The organism is Candidatus Pelagibacter bacterium nBUS_44 (assembly GCF_051200895.1).
Taxonomy (GTDB): Bacteria; Pseudomonadota; Alphaproteobacteria; order Pelagibacterales; family Pelagibacteraceae; genus Pelagibacter.
This window is the reverse complement of the sequence record NZ_CP172838.1, coordinates 1,251,317-1,267,921: the sequence shown is the minus strand read 5'-3', so window position 1 is coordinate 1,267,921 and position 16,605 is coordinate 1,251,317. Positions and strand designations below refer to the sequence as shown.

Annotated in this window: 25 protein-coding genes; 16 read left to right on the top strand and 9 right to left on the bottom strand. The window is 28.9% G+C overall.

The features are described 5' to 3' along the window. Complete coding sequence (gene tsaD / locus ACIJYB_RS07090; protein WP_435150878.1) at positions 1-1,074, bottom strand: tRNA (adenosine(37)-N6)-threonylcarbamoyltransferase complex transferase subunit TsaD; 1,074 nt, start codon at positions 1,072-1,074, stop codon at positions 1-3. A 56-nt stretch (positions 1,075-1,130) separates the two neighbouring features. Between tsaD and hemC the strand changes: the two genes are divergently transcribed. The 9 genes from hemC to ACIJYB_RS07045 all read left to right on the top strand — a co-directional run bounded on the left by hemC (position 1,131) and on the right by ACIJYB_RS07045 (position 6,215). Then, the gene (gene hemC, locus ACIJYB_RS07085; protein ID WP_435150876.1) at positions 1,131-2,048 is read left to right on the top strand and encodes a hydroxymethylbilane synthase; all 918 of its coding nucleotides are present in this window, start codon (positions 1,131-1,133) and stop codon (positions 2,046-2,048) included. 1 nt (position 2,049) lies between these two features. Then, positions 2,050-2,748: a uroporphyrinogen-III synthase gene (locus ACIJYB_RS07080; RefSeq protein ID WP_435150875.1), complete on the top strand. Its 699-nt coding sequence runs from the start codon at positions 2,050-2,052 to the stop codon at positions 2,746-2,748. Positions 2,749-2,750: 2 nt separating this feature from the next. After that, positions 2,751-3,836 (top strand): mechanosensitive ion channel family protein, encoded by a 1,086-nt coding sequence (locus ACIJYB_RS07075; RefSeq protein WP_435150873.1) that lies wholly within the window; start codon positions 2,751-2,753, stop codon positions 3,834-3,836. Beyond that, complete coding sequence (locus ACIJYB_RS07070; protein ID WP_435150872.1) at positions 3,833-4,123, top strand: YggT family protein; 291 nt, start codon at positions 3,833-3,835, stop codon at positions 4,121-4,123. The genes ACIJYB_RS07075 and ACIJYB_RS07070 overlap by 4 nt, the downstream gene beginning before the upstream one ends. A gap of 9 nt (positions 4,124-4,132) precedes the next feature. Next, positions 4,133-4,978 (top strand): bifunctional methylenetetrahydrofolate dehydrogenase/methenyltetrahydrofolate cyclohydrolase FolD, encoded by an 846-nt coding sequence (gene folD / locus ACIJYB_RS07065; protein WP_435150870.1) that lies wholly within the window; start codon positions 4,133-4,135, stop codon positions 4,976-4,978. 81 nt (positions 4,979-5,059) lie between these two features. Continuing rightward, a complete protein-coding gene (locus tag ACIJYB_RS07060) occupies positions 5,060-5,263 on the top strand; it encodes a hypothetical protein (RefSeq protein WP_435150869.1) in 204 nt (67 codons plus the stop codon). Between the two features lie 3 nt (positions 5,264-5,266). Then, positions 5,267-5,527 carry an SHOCT domain-containing protein gene (locus ACIJYB_RS07055; RefSeq protein ID WP_435150867.1) on the top strand — a complete coding sequence of 87 codons (261 nt, stop codon included), beginning with the start codon at positions 5,267-5,269 and terminating at the stop codon, positions 5,525-5,527. A 147-nt stretch (positions 5,528-5,674) separates the two neighbouring features. Next, positions 5,675-5,890 carry a hypothetical protein gene (locus ACIJYB_RS07050; RefSeq protein WP_435085841.1) on the top strand — a complete coding sequence of 72 codons (216 nt, stop codon included), beginning with the start codon at positions 5,675-5,677 and terminating at the stop codon, positions 5,888-5,890. Between the two features lie 91 nt (positions 5,891-5,981). Beyond that, positions 5,982-6,215: a hypothetical protein gene (locus ACIJYB_RS07045; protein WP_435085839.1), complete on the top strand. Its 234-nt coding sequence runs from the start codon at positions 5,982-5,984 to the stop codon at positions 6,213-6,215. Here ACIJYB_RS07045 and ACIJYB_RS07040 read toward each other — a convergent pair. Then, complete coding sequence (locus tag ACIJYB_RS07040) at positions 6,207-6,917, bottom strand: SDR family NAD(P)-dependent oxidoreductase (protein ID WP_435150866.1); 711 nt, start codon at positions 6,915-6,917, stop codon at positions 6,207-6,209. The genes ACIJYB_RS07045 and ACIJYB_RS07040 overlap by 9 nt on opposite strands. Before the next feature lie 27 nt (positions 6,918-6,944). On the opposite strand from ACIJYB_RS07040, the gene ACIJYB_RS07035 reads away from it, so the two are divergent. Genes ACIJYB_RS07035 through ACIJYB_RS07005 form a run of 7 tightly spaced genes read left to right on the top strand, consistent with a single transcriptional unit; the run spans position 6,945 to position 11,151 of the window. Further along, positions 6,945-8,435: a cryptochrome/photolyase family protein gene (locus tag ACIJYB_RS07035; protein ID WP_435150865.1), complete on the top strand. Its 1,491-nt coding sequence runs from the start codon at positions 6,945-6,947 to the stop codon at positions 8,433-8,435. Further along, the gene (locus ACIJYB_RS07030; protein WP_435150864.1) at positions 8,435-8,764 is read left to right on the top strand and encodes a hypothetical protein; all 330 of its coding nucleotides are present in this window, start codon (positions 8,435-8,437) and stop codon (positions 8,762-8,764) included. Before ACIJYB_RS07035 ends, ACIJYB_RS07030 begins: the two co-directional genes overlap by 1 nt. A gap of 1 nt (position 8,765) precedes the next feature. Beyond that, positions 8,766-8,894, top strand: a complete 129-nt coding sequence (locus tag ACIJYB_RS07025; protein ID WP_435085832.1) for a DUF2256 domain-containing protein — start codon at positions 8,766-8,768, stop codon at positions 8,892-8,894. A 6-nt stretch (positions 8,895-8,900) separates the two neighbouring features. Then, positions 8,901-9,620 (top strand): type 1 glutamine amidotransferase, encoded by a 720-nt coding sequence (locus ACIJYB_RS07020; protein ID WP_435150862.1) that lies wholly within the window; start codon positions 8,901-8,903, stop codon positions 9,618-9,620. Further along, positions 9,617-10,285, top strand: coding sequence for a GNAT family N-acetyltransferase (locus tag ACIJYB_RS07015; RefSeq protein WP_435150860.1), 669 nt, complete (start codon positions 9,617-9,619; stop codon positions 10,283-10,285). The genes ACIJYB_RS07020 and ACIJYB_RS07015 overlap by 4 nt, the downstream gene beginning before the upstream one ends. Further along, on the top strand, positions 10,282-10,503 hold the full coding sequence (locus ACIJYB_RS07010) for a hypothetical protein (protein ID WP_435150858.1): 222 nt from the start codon (positions 10,282-10,284) through the stop codon (positions 10,501-10,503). The genes ACIJYB_RS07015 and ACIJYB_RS07010 overlap by 4 nt, the downstream gene beginning before the upstream one ends. A gap of 39 nt (positions 10,504-10,542) precedes the next feature. Continuing rightward, on the top strand, positions 10,543-11,151 hold the full coding sequence (locus ACIJYB_RS07005) for a MarC family protein (RefSeq protein WP_435150857.1): 609 nt from the start codon (positions 10,543-10,545) through the stop codon (positions 11,149-11,151). Here the strand turns inward: ACIJYB_RS07005 and ACIJYB_RS07000 are convergent. Genes ACIJYB_RS07000 through ACIJYB_RS06970 form a run of 7 tightly spaced genes read right to left on the bottom strand, consistent with a single transcriptional unit; the run spans position 11,148 to position 16,544 of the window. Beyond that, positions 11,148-12,290, bottom strand: coding sequence for an FAD-binding domain-containing protein (locus ACIJYB_RS07000; RefSeq protein WP_435150855.1), 1,143 nt, complete (start codon positions 12,288-12,290; stop codon positions 11,148-11,150). The two genes, ACIJYB_RS07005 and ACIJYB_RS07000, sit on opposite strands and share 4 nt — an antisense overlap. A 6-nt stretch (positions 12,291-12,296) precedes the next feature. Further along, positions 12,297-12,677, bottom strand: a complete 381-nt coding sequence (locus ACIJYB_RS06995) for a phosphate-starvation-inducible PsiE family protein (RefSeq protein WP_435150853.1) — start codon at positions 12,675-12,677, stop codon at positions 12,297-12,299. Continuing rightward, positions 12,677-13,135, bottom strand: coding sequence for a UbiA family prenyltransferase (locus tag ACIJYB_RS06990; protein WP_435150851.1), 459 nt, complete (start codon positions 13,133-13,135; stop codon positions 12,677-12,679). The genes ACIJYB_RS06995 and ACIJYB_RS06990 overlap by 1 nt, the downstream gene beginning before the upstream one ends. Before the next feature lie 54 nt (positions 13,136-13,189). Beyond that, a complete protein-coding gene (locus ACIJYB_RS06985) occupies positions 13,190-13,807 on the bottom strand; it encodes a DsbA family oxidoreductase (RefSeq protein ID WP_435150850.1) in 618 nt (205 codons plus the stop codon). 4 nt (positions 13,808-13,811) lie between these two features. Next, positions 13,812-14,999, bottom strand: coding sequence for an argininosuccinate synthase (locus ACIJYB_RS06980; protein ID WP_435150848.1), 1,188 nt, complete (start codon positions 14,997-14,999; stop codon positions 13,812-13,814). Between the two features lie 4 nt (positions 15,000-15,003). Then, on the bottom strand, positions 15,004-15,516 hold the full coding sequence (locus ACIJYB_RS06975; RefSeq protein ID WP_435150846.1) for an invasion associated locus B family protein: 513 nt from the start codon (positions 15,514-15,516) through the stop codon (positions 15,004-15,006). Continuing rightward, positions 15,507-16,544 carry an aldo/keto reductase gene (locus tag ACIJYB_RS06970; protein WP_435150845.1) on the bottom strand — a complete coding sequence of 346 codons (1,038 nt, stop codon included), beginning with the start codon at positions 16,542-16,544 and terminating at the stop codon, positions 15,507-15,509. Before ACIJYB_RS06970 ends, ACIJYB_RS06975 begins: the two co-directional genes overlap by 10 nt. Between the last annotated feature and the right edge of the window lie 61 nt (positions 16,545-16,605).

Genomic DNA, 16,605 nt, shown 5'->3' with positions numbered 1-16,605 from the left:
TTACAATTTCACACCGGCTCCTTTTAGAAAAGCAGCATTTTCATCTAATGGCCATCTTGGTTTTGCTGGATAATCCAATTCATTAAATTGTTTTAATTTAAATTTTTCTAATCCAACCATTGCAATCATAGCAGCATTATCACCACATAGTTCAATCGGTGGAAATATACTTTGATAATTTTCTTCAATACAAAGATTTGTTAACATCGATCTAATATTTTGATTGGCAGCAACACCACCAGCTACTACAAAAACTTTTTTTTTTACTTTATTTTGTTTTTCAAAATCAGCAAACGCTATTTTAGTTTTTTTATACAATATTTCTTCAACGGTCTTTTGGAAAGATGCTGCAAGGTCAAATCTTTCTTGTTCTGTTTTAATATTTTTAGATATTCTTAAAATTGCAGTTTTAAGTCCTGCGAAAGATAAATTACATCCACCTTTGTTAAAAATTGGTTTTGGTAAGTCATATTTATTTGGATCACCTTTTTTTGCAAGAATTTCAATTTGTGGACCTCCAGGAAATTCAATACCAAGAAGCTTTGCTGTTTTATCAAAGGCTTCTCCTAAAGCATCATCAATTGTTGTGCCTAATCTTTTGTAGTTTCCAAGTCCCTGAACATTTAAAAATTGTGAATGACCTCCGGAAATTAATAAAAGCAAGTAAGGGCAGTTTAAAGACGAATTAAGTTTGGGGCTCAATGCATGACCCTCTAAATGATTAACAGCAATGAAAGGTTTTTCTAAAGCTGAGGCAAATGCTTTTCCAAAACTCAAGCCAACTGATAAACAAACAATTAAACCAGGTCCAGCTGTAGAAGCGACAGCATCAATCTCTTCAATTTTTCTTCCACTATCATCTATCGCTTTTTGAACAATCCAATCTATTTTTTCCATGTGTGATCGTGCTGCTAGTTCAGGAACCACCCCCCCAAACTTCTTATGAACATCCACTTGGCTTGAAATAATATTTGATAAAACAACTGGATTTCCTTGTTCATTTTCAGTTATTAATGAAGCTGCAGTCTCATCGCAGCTAGATTCTATTCCAAGAATTAAGGGTTTTTTACTCATTCAAATAGTTTTTATTAATTGTACAATCTCAATACAAGTAAGAAATAAATTTATTTATGAGTAAAAAAATTATCATTGGATCTAGAGGTAGTAAGTTGGCATTAATATATGCTCAAAATGCTAAAGAACAGATTATTGAAAAAACAAATCTTAAAGATGAAAACATTTTTATTAAAGAGATTACGACAAAAGGTGATCAGATTCAAAATCTGAGATTATCTGAAGTTGGCGGCAAAGGTTTATTTTCCTCAAATATTGAAAGGGAACTTCAAGAAAAAAAAATTGATATAGCGGTTCATGCTTTAAAAGATATGCCAGCAGTTGAGACAGAAGGTTTGAGAACAGATACATTTTTAGAAAGAAATGATCCTAGAGAAATTTTAATTACACAAAATAAAAAAAAACTTAATGAATTAAAAAATAATGCAATAATTGGAACCTCATCATATCGAAGAGAATTCCAAATAAAAAATATTAGATCAGATCTTAATTGTAAACTTATTAGAGGAAATGTAGATACAAGAATTAAAAAATTAAAAGATGGTTTGTATGATGGTATAATTCTTTCATATGCAGGAATTAAATCTTTAATGATAGAGAATGAAGTATCTGAAATATTTTCAACACAAAAAATTGTACCAAGTGCAGGACAGGGAATTATTGCACTTCAATGTTGTCAAGGAGATAGTGAGATAATTTCTGTTTTAGAAAAGATCAATCACAAAGAAACTCATTATCGTGCACATGTTGAGAGAAATATTTTGAAGGTTTTAGAGGGAGATTGTGAAACTGCTATTGGTGTTCATTCATTTATTAATGACGATATGATTACTGTAGAAGCTGAGCTCTTTTCACTAGATGGTTTGCAAAGATTTTATGAAAAAAAATCTTCAAAAATTGAAAGTGCAAAAAATCTTGGTAATGAGGTTGGTGAAATATTAAAAACAAAATCAAATAATTCTTATAAACAATAATATGCATATTTTGTTAACAAGACCATTAGAAGATTGTTCAGAAATGATTTTAAAATTCAAATCATTAGGGCACCAGGTATCTCATCTCCCTTTATTGAGTATAGATAAAATAAATTATGATCAGATAGATTTTTCAAATTACGAGGGAATTATTTTTACAAGTGCTAATGCTGTAAAATTTTTAAATTTAAAACAAATTGATAAAAAAATTTTTTGTTTTTGTGTTGGCAATGCGACAGAAAAGAAAGCCAGAGACTCTGGTTTTCAAAATGTAATAACTGCTGAGGGTAACGTAAACAATCTTAAAGAGCTAGTTTTACAAAACTTTAATCAAAAACATGGAGGGTTAATTTATGTTAGTGGAGAATTAGTTTCAACTGATCTTGATCAACAATTAATAAAAGAAGGATATAAAATAGATAGAGTTATTAATTATAAAACAACTCACAATCAAAAGTTTGATGAAAAATTTGTCACAGATTTGAAACTTAATATCCCAGATATGGTTTATATCTATTCACAAAATAGTGCTCAAAGTTTCTTAAATTTTATAAAAATTAATCAATCTGAAAATCTATGGATGAATACAAATTTAATGTGTATTGGTGAAAAAACCTCATCAATATTGAATGAAATTAAGTGGAAAAAGATATTTCTTTTTAATTCTGGAGAAGAAGAGTTTTTGTTATATAAAATTTAGCTATGGAAATAATAAATAATTTTTCGGACATTTTTCTCTCTGTTTGGAGTAAGGGAATTCTTGGAGTTGATATTTTTCAAATTTTAATTGGAATTGGAATTTTTTTAATATTTTTAGTTTTTAGAGGACTAATAAGCAAATTGATTATTAGAAAATTAGAAATCATCTCTAAACGAACAACAAATAAATTAGATGATACTTTTGTTAATGCTCTTGAAGGACCTGCTAGATTTTTACCAATAGTTTTAGGTTTTTTTATCGCGAGTTATTACATGACATTTTCTAGCGAAGGTCGAGAAATTGTCGATACCATTAATAGAACATTAATTACAATTTTAATCTTTTGGGTTATTCACCAAATCATTGAACCAATTTCCTATATTTTGAGTGGGCTAGACAAATTACTAACTAGAGAATTAATAGGCTGGATTATAAAATCGTTAAAAATTTTAATTTTTATTTTAGGGTTAGCTGCTGTTCTTGAATTATGGGGAATTAAAATTGGTCCAATAATCGCAGGACTTGGATTGTTTGGTGTTGCAGTTGCTTTAGGTGCTCAAGATTTATTTAAAAATTTAATATCTGGAATTTTAGTTTTGGTTGAAAAAAGATTTAAAATTGGTGATTGGATTTTAGTTGATGGAATTATAGAGGGTATAGTTGAAAAAATTGGTTTTAGATCAACTACAATAAGAAAATTTGATAAATCACTGGCAATTATCCCAAATTTTCAATTTGCTGAAAATGCAGTGGTTAATGTTAGCGAGACTTCAAATTGGTTGATTAGCTGGATAATAACTCTTCAGTACGACACAACAGTAGATCAATTAAAAACTATAAGAAATGAAATTGAGTCATATATCAAAAAAAGTGAAGATTTTAATACCGATATAGGTATTGCTGTAAGAATTGATAAGTTTTCAGATAGCTCGATAGATATGTACGTTCGTTGTTTTACGAAAACTAATAGCTGGAATGAAATGCTGTCTGTTAAGGAGAGACTTGCAATTGAGATTAAACAAATTGTAGAAAGTAACAAAGCTTCTTTTGCTTTCCCGAGTCAATCGATTTACGTAGAGAAAAAATGATAGCTATTTTTTATCTAGTTTTACAAATCTTAAAACTTTATTCTTACGTTGTGATAGCTAACGTTGTAATAAGTTGGCTAGTTAGTTTTAATGTTTTAAATACTCAAAATAGATTTGTTTATTCAATTTTAGAGTTAACCTATCGCTTAACAGATCCAATTTTATACAGAATTAGACGTTTTTTACCCAATTTAGGCTCACTCGATATATCACCAATAATTCTTCTTTTATTGATTTGGTTTATTGAAATGTGTATGAAGCTTTACATTGCACCAATGATTTTTTAAGGAATTGATATGATTTTAATAGATGGTAAAAAAGCAGCAGCAGAACTCAGAGAAGAACTTAAACAGGAAGTAGCTGAATTAAAAAGTAAATTTAATAAGGTTCCTGGTTTAACAGTGATTTTAATTGGAGACATGGCTCCAAGCCAAATTTATGTTCGTAATAAGGAAAAATCAGCTAATGAAGTAGGTTTAAAATCTGAAGTCATTAAGTATCCTGATACTGTAGATGAAAAAACTGTTTTAGAAAAAATTGAAGAATTAAATAAAGATGAAACAGTTTCAGGAATTCTAGTTCAACTTCCTTTACCAAAGCATATCGATAAGCAAAAAGTAATTGAAGCGATTGCACCTTCCAAAGATGTAGATGGTTTTCACCCTATGAATGTAGGTAATTTATCATCTGGATATGAAAGCTCTGTTCCTTGCACTCCGCTTGGATGTTATCTAATGATTAAAAAAATTGAACCAAATTTAAGTGGTAAAAAAGCAGTTGTAGTTGGAAGATCAAATTTAAATGGTAAACCAATGACACAACTTTTACTAAAAGAAAATTGCACTGTCACTATTACTCATTCAAGAACAAAAGATTTAAAGGCAGAGTGTCTTGAAGCAGACATTATTGTAGCAGCTGTTGGTATTCCAGAACTTGTAAAAGGAAATTGGGTTAAAAAAGATGCAATAGTAATTGATGTTGGAATTAATAAAACAGATAATGGTTTAGTGGGTGATGTTGCGTTTGATGAAGTTTCAAAAGTTGCAAAGGCACTTACACCTGTTCCAGGTGGAGTAGGACCAATGACAATTGCGTGTTTGTTAAAAAATACAATTGACTGTTTTAAAAGATCACAAAAATAAACACTTTTTCGTTAATAAGTTTTATTGTCTCAAATTGATAAAACTTAATTAATTTCTTTTTTTATTTGATAAGGTTTTTGAATGAAAAAACCGCCCTATGAATATCGAATTGGATTGATAATGATATTGTTAACTGCAGTTCCAATTGGAGCTACACAATTGGGTTGGTATTTATATGGTAAACAAGTTGGTTTTGACTTTGGTATGATAGCTGGAATTTTTTCTGTAATTTTGGCGGGATATCTTATGTATCAAAAAGGTTGGCGTGATGAGGATGAGGATTAATTTATGGAAAAAATAATTTTTTTTGGATTAGCAATACCCATACTCTGTTTTGTCTTTTATTTAGGTGGAACTGCTATTATGAAAGGCTTCAAAGCCAAAGTAGAAAATAAACCAGAAAAACAAGAGGAAAACGAAACAACAGACATGCAGTCTAGTAGTGATCATTTAAGTGATGAAATTACAAAACTTAATGAATTGCTTCAAAAGGGTGTTTTAACCCAAGAAGAATTTGAAAAAGCAAAAAAGAAAATATTAGAAAAATAATTTTCATTAATTACCCGAAATGGACAAATTAAATTCAAAAAACCAATAAAACGAGCATTAGAAAAGCTATCAAGTAAGCTAAATTTCGTTAAAGTTTCATTACTATTGTCATTGATTCGATAGTTAACTTAAAAAAGGGAGCAAAAAATGAAAGCACTACAAGGATTAGCAGGAACAATATCAAGCTTAACTAATATTGTTATTTCTTTGCTTGGTTTAGCCATTGTGGTTTCTCTACTAGGTGGAAATGTACCATTTGTAGGTGGAGTAGCTGAAAATATAATTGGCTTAGTTCAAGGTTTAGGTGATGCGGGAATAGTTGGATTAGTAGCAGCTATTGTCATTTTAAACTTATATAAATAGTTGAAGTTATTAACTTCCTCTTTAGTTTATAATTTAATAAAAATCCCTAATCCAAAAGAGAGGGATTAGGGATTTTTGAAAGGAAATTATTATGAATTGGATTTCTAAAATTACTAGTTACTTAAATAAATTTATTGAACTAGGAGTTCTTTTGCTTGGGGTATCTGTGATTGCAGAAATATTATTTGGACCAAATGTTGCTTTTTTTGGATCTCAAGTAACAACAAATTTAATCAATTTATTAAATAGCTTAGGTGAACAAGGTGTGGCTGCTTTAATAATTGTTTTTGCAGTTATAATTGTTTATAGAAAATATTTAAGATAATTTAGATCTTCCGCCATCAACTGCAATTATTTGTCCAGTTACCCAAGAGCTATCTTCTGTAATTAAAAATTTAGCAAGAGAGGCAGAATCTTTTCCTTCACCTAATCTTTTTAGTGGATGAGCTTTTGCAATGCCTTCTGCAATTGTAGTGTTTTTTAACATAGGTTCTGCAATTTTTGATTTTGTTAAACTTGGAGCAACGCAGTTAACTCTTATATTGGGAGCAAATTCTGCTGCAAGTGAAACAGTTAGACCTTCAACTGCTGCTTTAGCTGAAGCAATTATAGCATGATTAGTAAAACCTCTTTGAGCTGCGACTGTAGAAAATAAAACTATAGAACCTTTGTTCTTTTTTAAACTTTCTTGATACCCTTTAATGGTTTCTACCGCAGAATAGAGATTTAATTTCATGCATCTATTAAAATCTTGTTCTGTGACCATTCTAAGAGGTTTAAGATCAATTGACCCAATACAATAAGCAATACCTTTTATATCAACAACATCTGCTCTAACTTTTTCAATAAAACCATCTTCCAAAACATCAGCAACTGTGAATGTGCAACTTAATTTTTCTGCAATTGCACTTACTTCACTTTCATTTCTTGCTATTAAGTGGATATCATTTCCTGATTTTTTTAATTGTTCAGCTAGACTCGAACCAATAGAACCTGTCGCACCAAAGATTAGATATTTTTCTGACATAAATTTTTTAATTAGTTATATTTAATTATGAAATTATTTTTTATACTTGGTAATCAATTATTTCCATTAAAATACTTAGACCGCTTCAAAAAGGACCATGTATTTTTTATGGCAGAAGATAATGGATTATGCACTTATGAAAAACACCATAAGCAAAAAATATTGCTATTCTTATCTTCTATGCGCTCTTATGCAGATAGCTTAAAAAATAATAAATATAAATTAGATTATCTGAAAATTGAAGACAAAGATTTTAAAGATGACTATTTCAAGAAATTAAAAAAAATAATTACTAAAAATAAGATAAATGAAATCACAAGTTTCGAGATTGAAGATAAATTTTTTGAGAAAAAAATTTCACAATTTTTAAAAAAAGAAAAAATCAATTGGAATATTGTTCAAACGCCCATGTTTTTAAATTCAAGAGAGGAATTTAAAAATTATTTAGGAAAATCAAAAAAACCTTTCATGGCAACATTCTATAAAGAGGCTAGAAGAAAATCAGGAATATTGATGGGTGCAGATGGAAATCCAATTGGTGGTAAATGGAGCTTTGATGAAGATAATAGAAATAAATTACCTAAAGATATTTTAATTCCAAAATTTCCAAAAATTAATGAAACCAACCATACAAAAAAATTAAAACCAATTATTGAAAAATTATTTAAAGACCATCCTGGAAATACTGATAATTTTTGGTTAGCGACTAAAAATGATGATGTAATAAAACTTTTAAATTTTTTTATAAAAGAAAAATCAAATTTATTTGGTGATTATGAAGATGCTGTTAATCAAAAAGATAACATATTATTTCACAGTGCATTAAGCCCGTATATTAACTTGGGTTTAATAACACCAGAATTAATCATTCAAAAAGTTTTAGATTTTCATAAAAAAAATAAAATACGAATGAACTCACTAGAAGGTTATATCCGACAGGTAATTGGTTGGAGAGAGTTTATGAGAGGAATTTATCAAAATTATTCTGATGAAATGGAGACAGGAAATTTTTTTAAGCAAAACAGGAAAATGAAAAAATCTTGGTACGAAGGAACTACAGGCCTGCCACCATTAGATCATGCAATTAAAAATGCCGTTGATCATGGATGGTCTCATCACATTGAAAGATTGATGATTCTTTCAAATATAATGAACCTTTGTGAAATAAAACCAACTTATGTTTATAAATGGTTTATGGAAATGTTTGTCGACTCATCCGACTGGGTGATGGTTCCAAATGTTTATGGTATGGGCTTATTTAGTGATGGAGGGATTTTTGCAACTAAACCATACATTTGTGGATCTGCTTATTTCATGAAAATGATGGATTTTAAAAAAGGGGAGTGGTGCAATACGATGGATGGTCTTTATTGGAGGTTTATAGATAGAAATAGAAAATTTTTTTTAAAGAACCCAAGACTGTCGATGATGGTTAGAATTTTTGATAAAATGAAAGATGAAAGAAAAAAAATGATTTTATCTGAAGCAGACAAATTCATAAAATTAAATACTGCATAATGTATATTTCAATAACAGGTATTAAAGTAAGAGGTTTTTTTGGAATATTAAAATTCTTAAGGTATACAATACCAAGTTTTTCTGCAGCAAGAAAAGCAAATGGAAATTTGTTTTGTGACTCAAAAAAGGTAAATAAATACCATCACACCCTAACAGCCTGGGAGAATAAGAGTAAAATGATAGATTATTTAAGAGGTAAACACCATGCTTTGGCAATGAAGAATTTTAGATTTATTGGAACAGGTTCTGTTCATGGATATGAGGATAATGTTATACCAAGTTGGGAAGAAGCAATAAAAAAATGGAAAGAAAATTTTAAAGAAATTTAAATTGAAAAAAGAAAATCTACCCTCAAAAATATGTCCTGTTTGTAAAAGACCTTTTGTATGGCGTAAAAAATGGAAGCTAAATTGGGATAGAGTAAAATATTGCTCTAAGAAGTGCTCTAAGCTAAGCTAAACCCTAGTGAATATAATTGTTTTACAACATATTAAAATAGAGGACCCTGGCTACATTAAAGACCTAATGTTGGCTGATGGAGTTAAATTAACCACAATCGAGCTAGATGAAGGTGAAAAAATTCCAAATGACCTTAGTAAATTTGATGGAATGTTTTGTATGGGTGGTCCAATGGATACTTTTATGGAGCAAGAATACCCATGGCTAATTGAAGAAAAAAAAGCAATTAAAGAATTTGTTGTTAATTTAAAAAAACCTTATTTAGGTTTTTGTCTTGGTTGTCAGTTATTAGGTGAAGTAGTGGGTGGCAAGGTGGTTAAATCAAATCCTGCAGAAATTGGTATTATGGATATTAATTTCACCAAAGAAAAAAATAAAGATAAATTATTTTCTAAATTTCCAGAAAAAATAAAAAGCTTACAATGGCATTCTTATGAGGTGCAAGGAATAGAAAACAATAAGGATGTAACCTTACTGGCTTCATCGCCTGTAACAAAATATCAAATTTTTAAATACCAAAACCATGCTTATGGAATTCAATTTCATATTGAAATTAAAGATACCACAGTTAATGAATGGGGATGTGTGCCTGAGTATAAAACAGCCCTTGAAGAACAATTAGGGGATGACGCCTTAGAAAAATTTGATGAAGCTGCAAAAAATAATATGTCTGATATGAATAATTACTCTAAAATTCTTTATAGTAATTTTAAAAAACTTTTATGAAAAATTTTAAAATTGGATTTCCAGTTAGATTTAAAAAATCTAGATTTCCATTAAAAAAAAGATTAAATGGTAAATATTGTTATTTGGAGCCAGTAAATGTTAAAAAACACTCAAAGGATTTATTTGATAATTTTTTATTAGATAAAAAAGGACTTGATTGGATTTATATGCCAACTGGCCCATATAAAACTCTTTCTTCTTTTAAAAAATATTTAACCTCAAAAAAACTTTCTGGGAATCCTTTTTTTTACTCAATTTACTCAAAAAAATTAAAAAAATTTTGTGGTTTGGCTAGTTATTTAAGAATTAAACCCAGTGTTGGAACTATAGAGGTGGGATGGATTACTTATGCTAAAAATTTACAAAAAACAGTTGAAGCAACTGAGGCTATGTATCTTATGATGAAAAATATTTTTGAGAATCTTGGTTACAGAAGATACGAGTGGAAATGTGATAATTTAAATAAAAAATCAAATAAAGCTGCACTAAGATTAGGATTTAAATTTGAGGGTATTTTTAGACAAGCAACCATATATAAAAAAAGAAATAGAGATACAGCCTGGTATGCAATTATTGATAAAGATTGGCCTAAATTAAAAAAAAATTATTTGAAATATTTAAACAAATCTAATTTTTTAAATGGAAGACAAATAAAAAAATTATGAGCAACAAATTTTTTGAATGGGCGGGGGTTATTACAGCAATTCTATATTCGTTGTTTGTAGCTTTAAACATTGGAATAGAGTTTTTAGGATTTTGTTTGTTATTGTTATCAGCTATTTTAATTGGTATCTGGGCCTATAAAGGAGACCATAAGGGAATACTTGTATTGCAATTTTTTTATGCGACTGCTGGTGTAATTGGAATGATACGTTGGTTCTAATTTAATTGTAATATTATTTTAAAGAGATAGATAAACCTGATGTTAGAGATATTTATTCAAACTTTCTTCCTATATTTTATAGTAATTGATCCATTAGGAAATACTCCATTATTTTTAAGTATCACTCAACACATGGAGACAAAACAAAAAATTAAAGTTGCATTTAGCGCAACTGTAATTGCAACTATCATATTGTTATTTTTTGCATTACTTGGCAGCTCACTATTAAGCTATTTACACATTTCGTACCCCGCTTTTACAATAGGAGGGGGGATTATTTTATTAATAATTGCAATAGAGATGCTATTTGACAAGCGTCAACAAAGAAAGGGAGAAGATATAGATCTTAATTCTGATAATGTTAGTATTTTTCCATTAGCAACACCTATTATTGCAGGACCAGCTGCTATTACCTCAGTAATTGTTTCTGTTTCAGATATTGGAACTAATTTTACAAATCAAACAGTAGGAATGTTTTCACTAGTAATTGTTTTATTTTTAACTTTTATAATTTTTTTTATAGCTTCAAAATTTTCTAAATTAATAAATAAAAAGATAATTGGTGTTATCTCAAGAGTGGTAGCTATTATTCTCGTTGGATTAAGTGTGCAGTATATTTTAGATGGTATTAAAACCTTTTTAGCTTAATTAAAATTAGCAATTATTTTTGGAATATAATTTTTAAAATTAAAAAAACCTTTATTGCAATATTGCCAAGAAAATTGGTCTAACTTTCTATATAATAATTTGATATTTTTTAAATTATTGTTCTGAATAAAATCTAAGTTTTCACCAACAGTTGGATAAAGAGCATAAACTTCTTCAGTAATATTCTTTAAATCACTAATGTTAATAATCTCGCAATTAATTGATTTTTCTTGTAATCTTATTTTTTGATCCTCTAAAAGATTAGCTTTAAATTTCAACACTTTTTCACTTAATTTAATAGTTCTATTTGTTTCATTTGAAACTAACAAAATTTTTTCAAATTTGTGTTTTTTAAAATCAGAAAATTCGAAGGTCATATTATTTTCAAATATTAATAAAGTTTGATCCTCTAAAATTTCTGAATTTAAAAAGTCATTTTTATTAATAGAATAAGTTTTATCATTAAATATTGGTGTAGCATTTTCATTAAGCTTTATGTTTTTAAATCTATTATTAGTAAATTTATTTATATTCCATTCACTTGCTAGATAATGTTTACCTTGAGTTTGAACCCCAGCTACCCACCTCCAACCAAGTGTATTCGATGCAGCATCACCATCATAAAGATGTTGCATAAAAAATTCTGCACCTAGCTGCCACGGTAATTCTAGTGTAAATATCCAAATACTAGCAAACCACATTCTAGTATGGTTATGGAGGTAGTTGTTTTCTTTAAGTTCAACTACCCATTGATTGAAGCAGTCTATGTTTGTTTTTTCCTCAATAGCATCTAAATAATTTTGATTGTTTTTAAATTCACTTTTGATTTTATCTAATTCTATTAAATAATCTGACCAAACATTTGGTCTTAGTTCAAGCCAACCTTTCCAATAAGTTCGCCATAAAACCTCTTGAATAAATTTTTCATTCTTTGCAAATGAATACTTTTTAAGAGACTTATCAATTACCTCTAATTCATTGATTGCTCCATGAGTTATATATGGCGACAAACAAGAAGTATTTAATCTGTTATCAGGTCCTAAATCAAAATTTCTTAATTTTGAATAATCATTTAAATTTTTTTCGACAAAATTGTTTAATTTTTCAACAGCCTTAGCCCTTGAGGCTTCAAATATCATATTGGATTATTTTGATTTTTTTTTCTTTAGACCCAATTTATCACTGTGTCTTAATCTTAGAATTACAATTGCAGCTGCTATTAAAACTATAGCAACAGCCTCATAAACTAATGCTGTTGGATCCATTTCTTTACCTTGCAATATAATAAATCGAGCAAGAGCAGTAATCGCAATTAAAAGAGGTAATGTTATGCTTATTGATTGTTGGTCCCAAAAAACTCTTACCATTGCTAATACTTCTAAATAAAGGAACATTAATAATAAATCAGCTAACGTGACAGACTGATTTAAAATCATATGTTTAATTTCTATACCAACAGCAATTACCGTGCTTATCAAAATAATACTCATTAACGCTAGTTGTAAATTTTTCGCTATTTTTTCCATCATTTGTCTTTACTGAATGGTAGCCATTTTTCAAATACTGATTTAGATGGACCATCATAAGGAATAGAATACGAACTTGGATTAGGGCTAGTCAAAACTTCAATTCCTTTAGAAAATACAAAAATAAATACTATTACAAAAACAATGACCATTATTTTAAATGGATCAAAATTTTTTGTTTTAAAAACACTACTAGATTTTTCTTCTGCTTTATGAAAATTTTTAAAAGTCATATAGACCGCAAATATTAAACCAATGTGCGCTACATAAAGCCCCGCCCATCCAAAAGCAAAAGTTGTGTAAGAAAAAATATATAAACTAAAAACTGTTGTCCAAATAAAACTTAAAACTAAAAGAATTTGTAGTCTGACAGTTTTAGGAAGAGATCTTAGATCGTTCTTACTATCATCAAATAAAATGTTAGCTGCATCCATCATCCAGTTTTTTAATGATTCCATTCAGCAAAGTTATAATTTTTAATAATTATAACAAATGTCAAATTGTCCTAAATCTTAGTTTAAATTGGATTTAATGGTGTTTTCTAATTGAATTGAGCTTTGCGCACCAGAAATAAAATCTTTTCCTATCTCAAAAAATGGAACGCCACTAATATTCTTCTCTTTAGCAACTAAAATTTTTGAAGTCACATTTTGAATATTTTTTTCATTAATAAATTCTTTAAAAATATTTTCTGCAATATTGTTTTCCTTAGCAATATCAACTAACACATCTATATCTCCAATATCTAACCCATCAATAAAATAAGACTGATATATTTTTTCTTTAACTTCATTTTGTAAATTAAATTGTTCACTTAAAATAATAAGTAAATGAGAAAGAACAGTGTTTGGAGTTTTTTTTATTTTATCTAAATTTAAATTTATCCCTGTTTCTTTTGCTTTCAATTTCATATTTTCATACATGGGTGCTGCATAATCTTTTCCACCAAATTTTATTTCTAAATACTTGTCTCTAAGAATACCCTCAGCTGACATATCTGGATTTAATTGAAATGGAATATGCCTAATATCAAATTTTATATTTGGAAAATTTTTTAAAGCTTTATTTAGATTTTTATGTCCAATAAAACACCAACCACAAATGGTGTCTCCAAAAACGTTTATTTTCATTAATTTAAGAACGAAGTTTTTTCTTGTGAAAATTAATAAATCTTTCAACATTAGATTTATTGAATGTTTTGTTTTCTTCAAACGAAACCTTTTTCATTGAGTAAGCAGAACTTTTTGTTTGTCGAGATTCTATTATTATATTTCCTTTATAAAGTTTTAGTTTTACAGAGCCGTTAACTTTATTCTTTTTAAGATCTACAATTTTTTGAAGTTTAAATCTTTCTTTTGAATACCAATAGCCGTTGTAAATTAATTCAGCATATCTTGGCATTATTTGATCTTTTTTATGCATAGTTTCTTTATCAAGTGTTACTGATTCTATTGCTCTATGTGCGTGAATTAATAATGTGCCGCCAGGAGTTTCGTATACTCCTCTAGATTTTATTCCAATAAATCTATTTTCTACTAAATCAACTCTTCCAATTCCATTTTTACCAGCAAGTTGATTGAGTTTTTCTAATAATTTTGCTGGAGAAAGTTTTTTTCCACTAATTCCAAATGGGTCTCCATTTCTAAAATTGATAGTTACAAAGCTTGGTTTATTAGGAGCTTTTTCAGGCGAAACTGATCTTTGAAAAATAAATTCCGGTGCTGAATTTTTTGGGTTCTCTAAAACCTTACCCTCCGTTGATGTATGAAATAAATTATCATCAATTGAAAAAGGTGGAGCTCCTTTTTTATCTTTTGGAATAGCTATCCCATGTTTCTTCGCATAATTTATAAGATCTGTTCTTGATTTTAATTTCCAAATTCTCCAAGGAGCAATAATTTTTATATTGGGTCCAAAATAATGATATCCCAATTCAAATCTAACCTGGTCATTTCCTTTACCAGTTGCTCCATGAGAAACCGCGTATGCTTTGAATTTTTTAGCCACCCTAATTTGATCTTTTGCAATAAGTGGTCTTGCTATTGATGTACCCAATAAATAAACACCTTCATAGATTGCGTGACCTCTAATCATTGGGTAAACATAATCTTTAACAAAAATATCTTTTAAATCTTTAATGATTATATTTTTGACACCAAATTTCTTTGCATTAGTAATAATTTTTTTTCTATCGATTTCTTGACCAACATCTGCAGTATAACAAATTACTTCTGCATCATAATTTTCTTGAAGCCATTTCAATATTATAGAAGTATCAAGGCCTCCAGAGTAGGCGAGAACTATTTTCTTTTTTGATTTCATTAAATTAACTACAAGCTTTTTTTACTGTGTTGTAAGCTTTAGTAAATCCTAATAGTGAATAGTGATCGATTGTTTGAGATCCTTTTTGATTATATCCAGTAATCATAATTCTTGACCCTTTTTTCATTTTTTTAATCATTTTAGCTTCAACTTTAGTATCAGCAATCCATGCAAAACCTTGTTCTTTAATATCAAATTTAAATTTATTTTTACCCGAAGTAGCGGTTACTGAATTTTTATTATTGAATTCATATCCTCCAGTTACACTTACTTCATTAATTATTTTTTCAAGAGGTCTAAAGGCAACAAATAATTTTGCATCTCTTTTATTTGATTTTGGAGCTTGTAGTACAGGTGATGATTGAGCAAAGCATACTTTTCCACTTCCATCTGTTACAGTCATCGCTTGCCAATCTTTATATTTTCCAATTTTTTTTATTTCTTCTGCTGATAATTGACCACACCAAGTGATAAAGATTATTAATAATGTGGGTATAATTTTTTTAATTATGGACATGGGTTAGGATATATAGTTTGAACTTCATTAATTTCTTTGATGACATCATCAGTTAAATTTATATTTACACTTTCTATGTTAGTTTTCAACTGCTCCATTGTGGTTGCCCCAATTATAACAGAGGTAACAAATGGTTGAATTTCTAAAAACTTTAGGGACATCTGTGCTAGGTCAAGTCCATGTTTTTCTGCAATTTTATAATATGCCTCAACAGCTTTTTCAGTATTGGGCTTGGCATACCTTGTCCAAAAATCAGGATCTCTTTCAATTCTAGAATTTTTGGGTAATTGATTATTTCTATATTTTCCTGACAAGTACCCACTAGCTAAGGGTGAGTAAGCCAGAAGACCTATTTTATCTCTTACAGAAATTTCAGCCAAACCAACTTCATAAGTTCTGTTCAACAAACTATAAGGGTTCTGAACAGACATCATTCTTGGCAAACCTTTGTCTTTTGAAAGCTCCAAATATTTTGTAACACCCCAAGGAGTTTCATTGGATAAACCAATTTCTCTTATTTTTCCCGCATCTACAAATCTTTTAAGATTCCCAAGAACATCTTCAAATTTATTCCATTCACCATTGTCTTTATGTTCATAGCCAAGACGTCCAAACATATTTGTATTTCTTTCTGGCCAATGTAATTGATAAAGATCAATGTAATCAGTTTGCAATCTTTTCAAGCTGTCTTCTACAGCTTGACTAATTTTATCTATGCCATAATTATTTCCACCACCTCTTAAATATGCCCTCATAGGACCTGCAACTTTTGATGCTAAAATAACTTTGTCTCTTTTTTTTGATTTTTTAAACCAATTACCAATTATAACTTCTGTGTGACCATATGTTTCCTCTTTAGGTGGAACAGAATATAGTTCTGCGGTATCCCAAAAATTTACACCTTGATCAAGTGCATAATTCATCTGTTCAAAACCCTCTTCTTGAGTGTTTTGTTCACCCCAAGTCATAGTACCGAGACAAATTGTGCTTACATCAAGATCAGTATTACCTAATTTTTTATAATTCATAATGGTTTTTGCTTAATTCTAAATATTTTAATTCTTTTATGGCATCTTGAATAATTAGTAA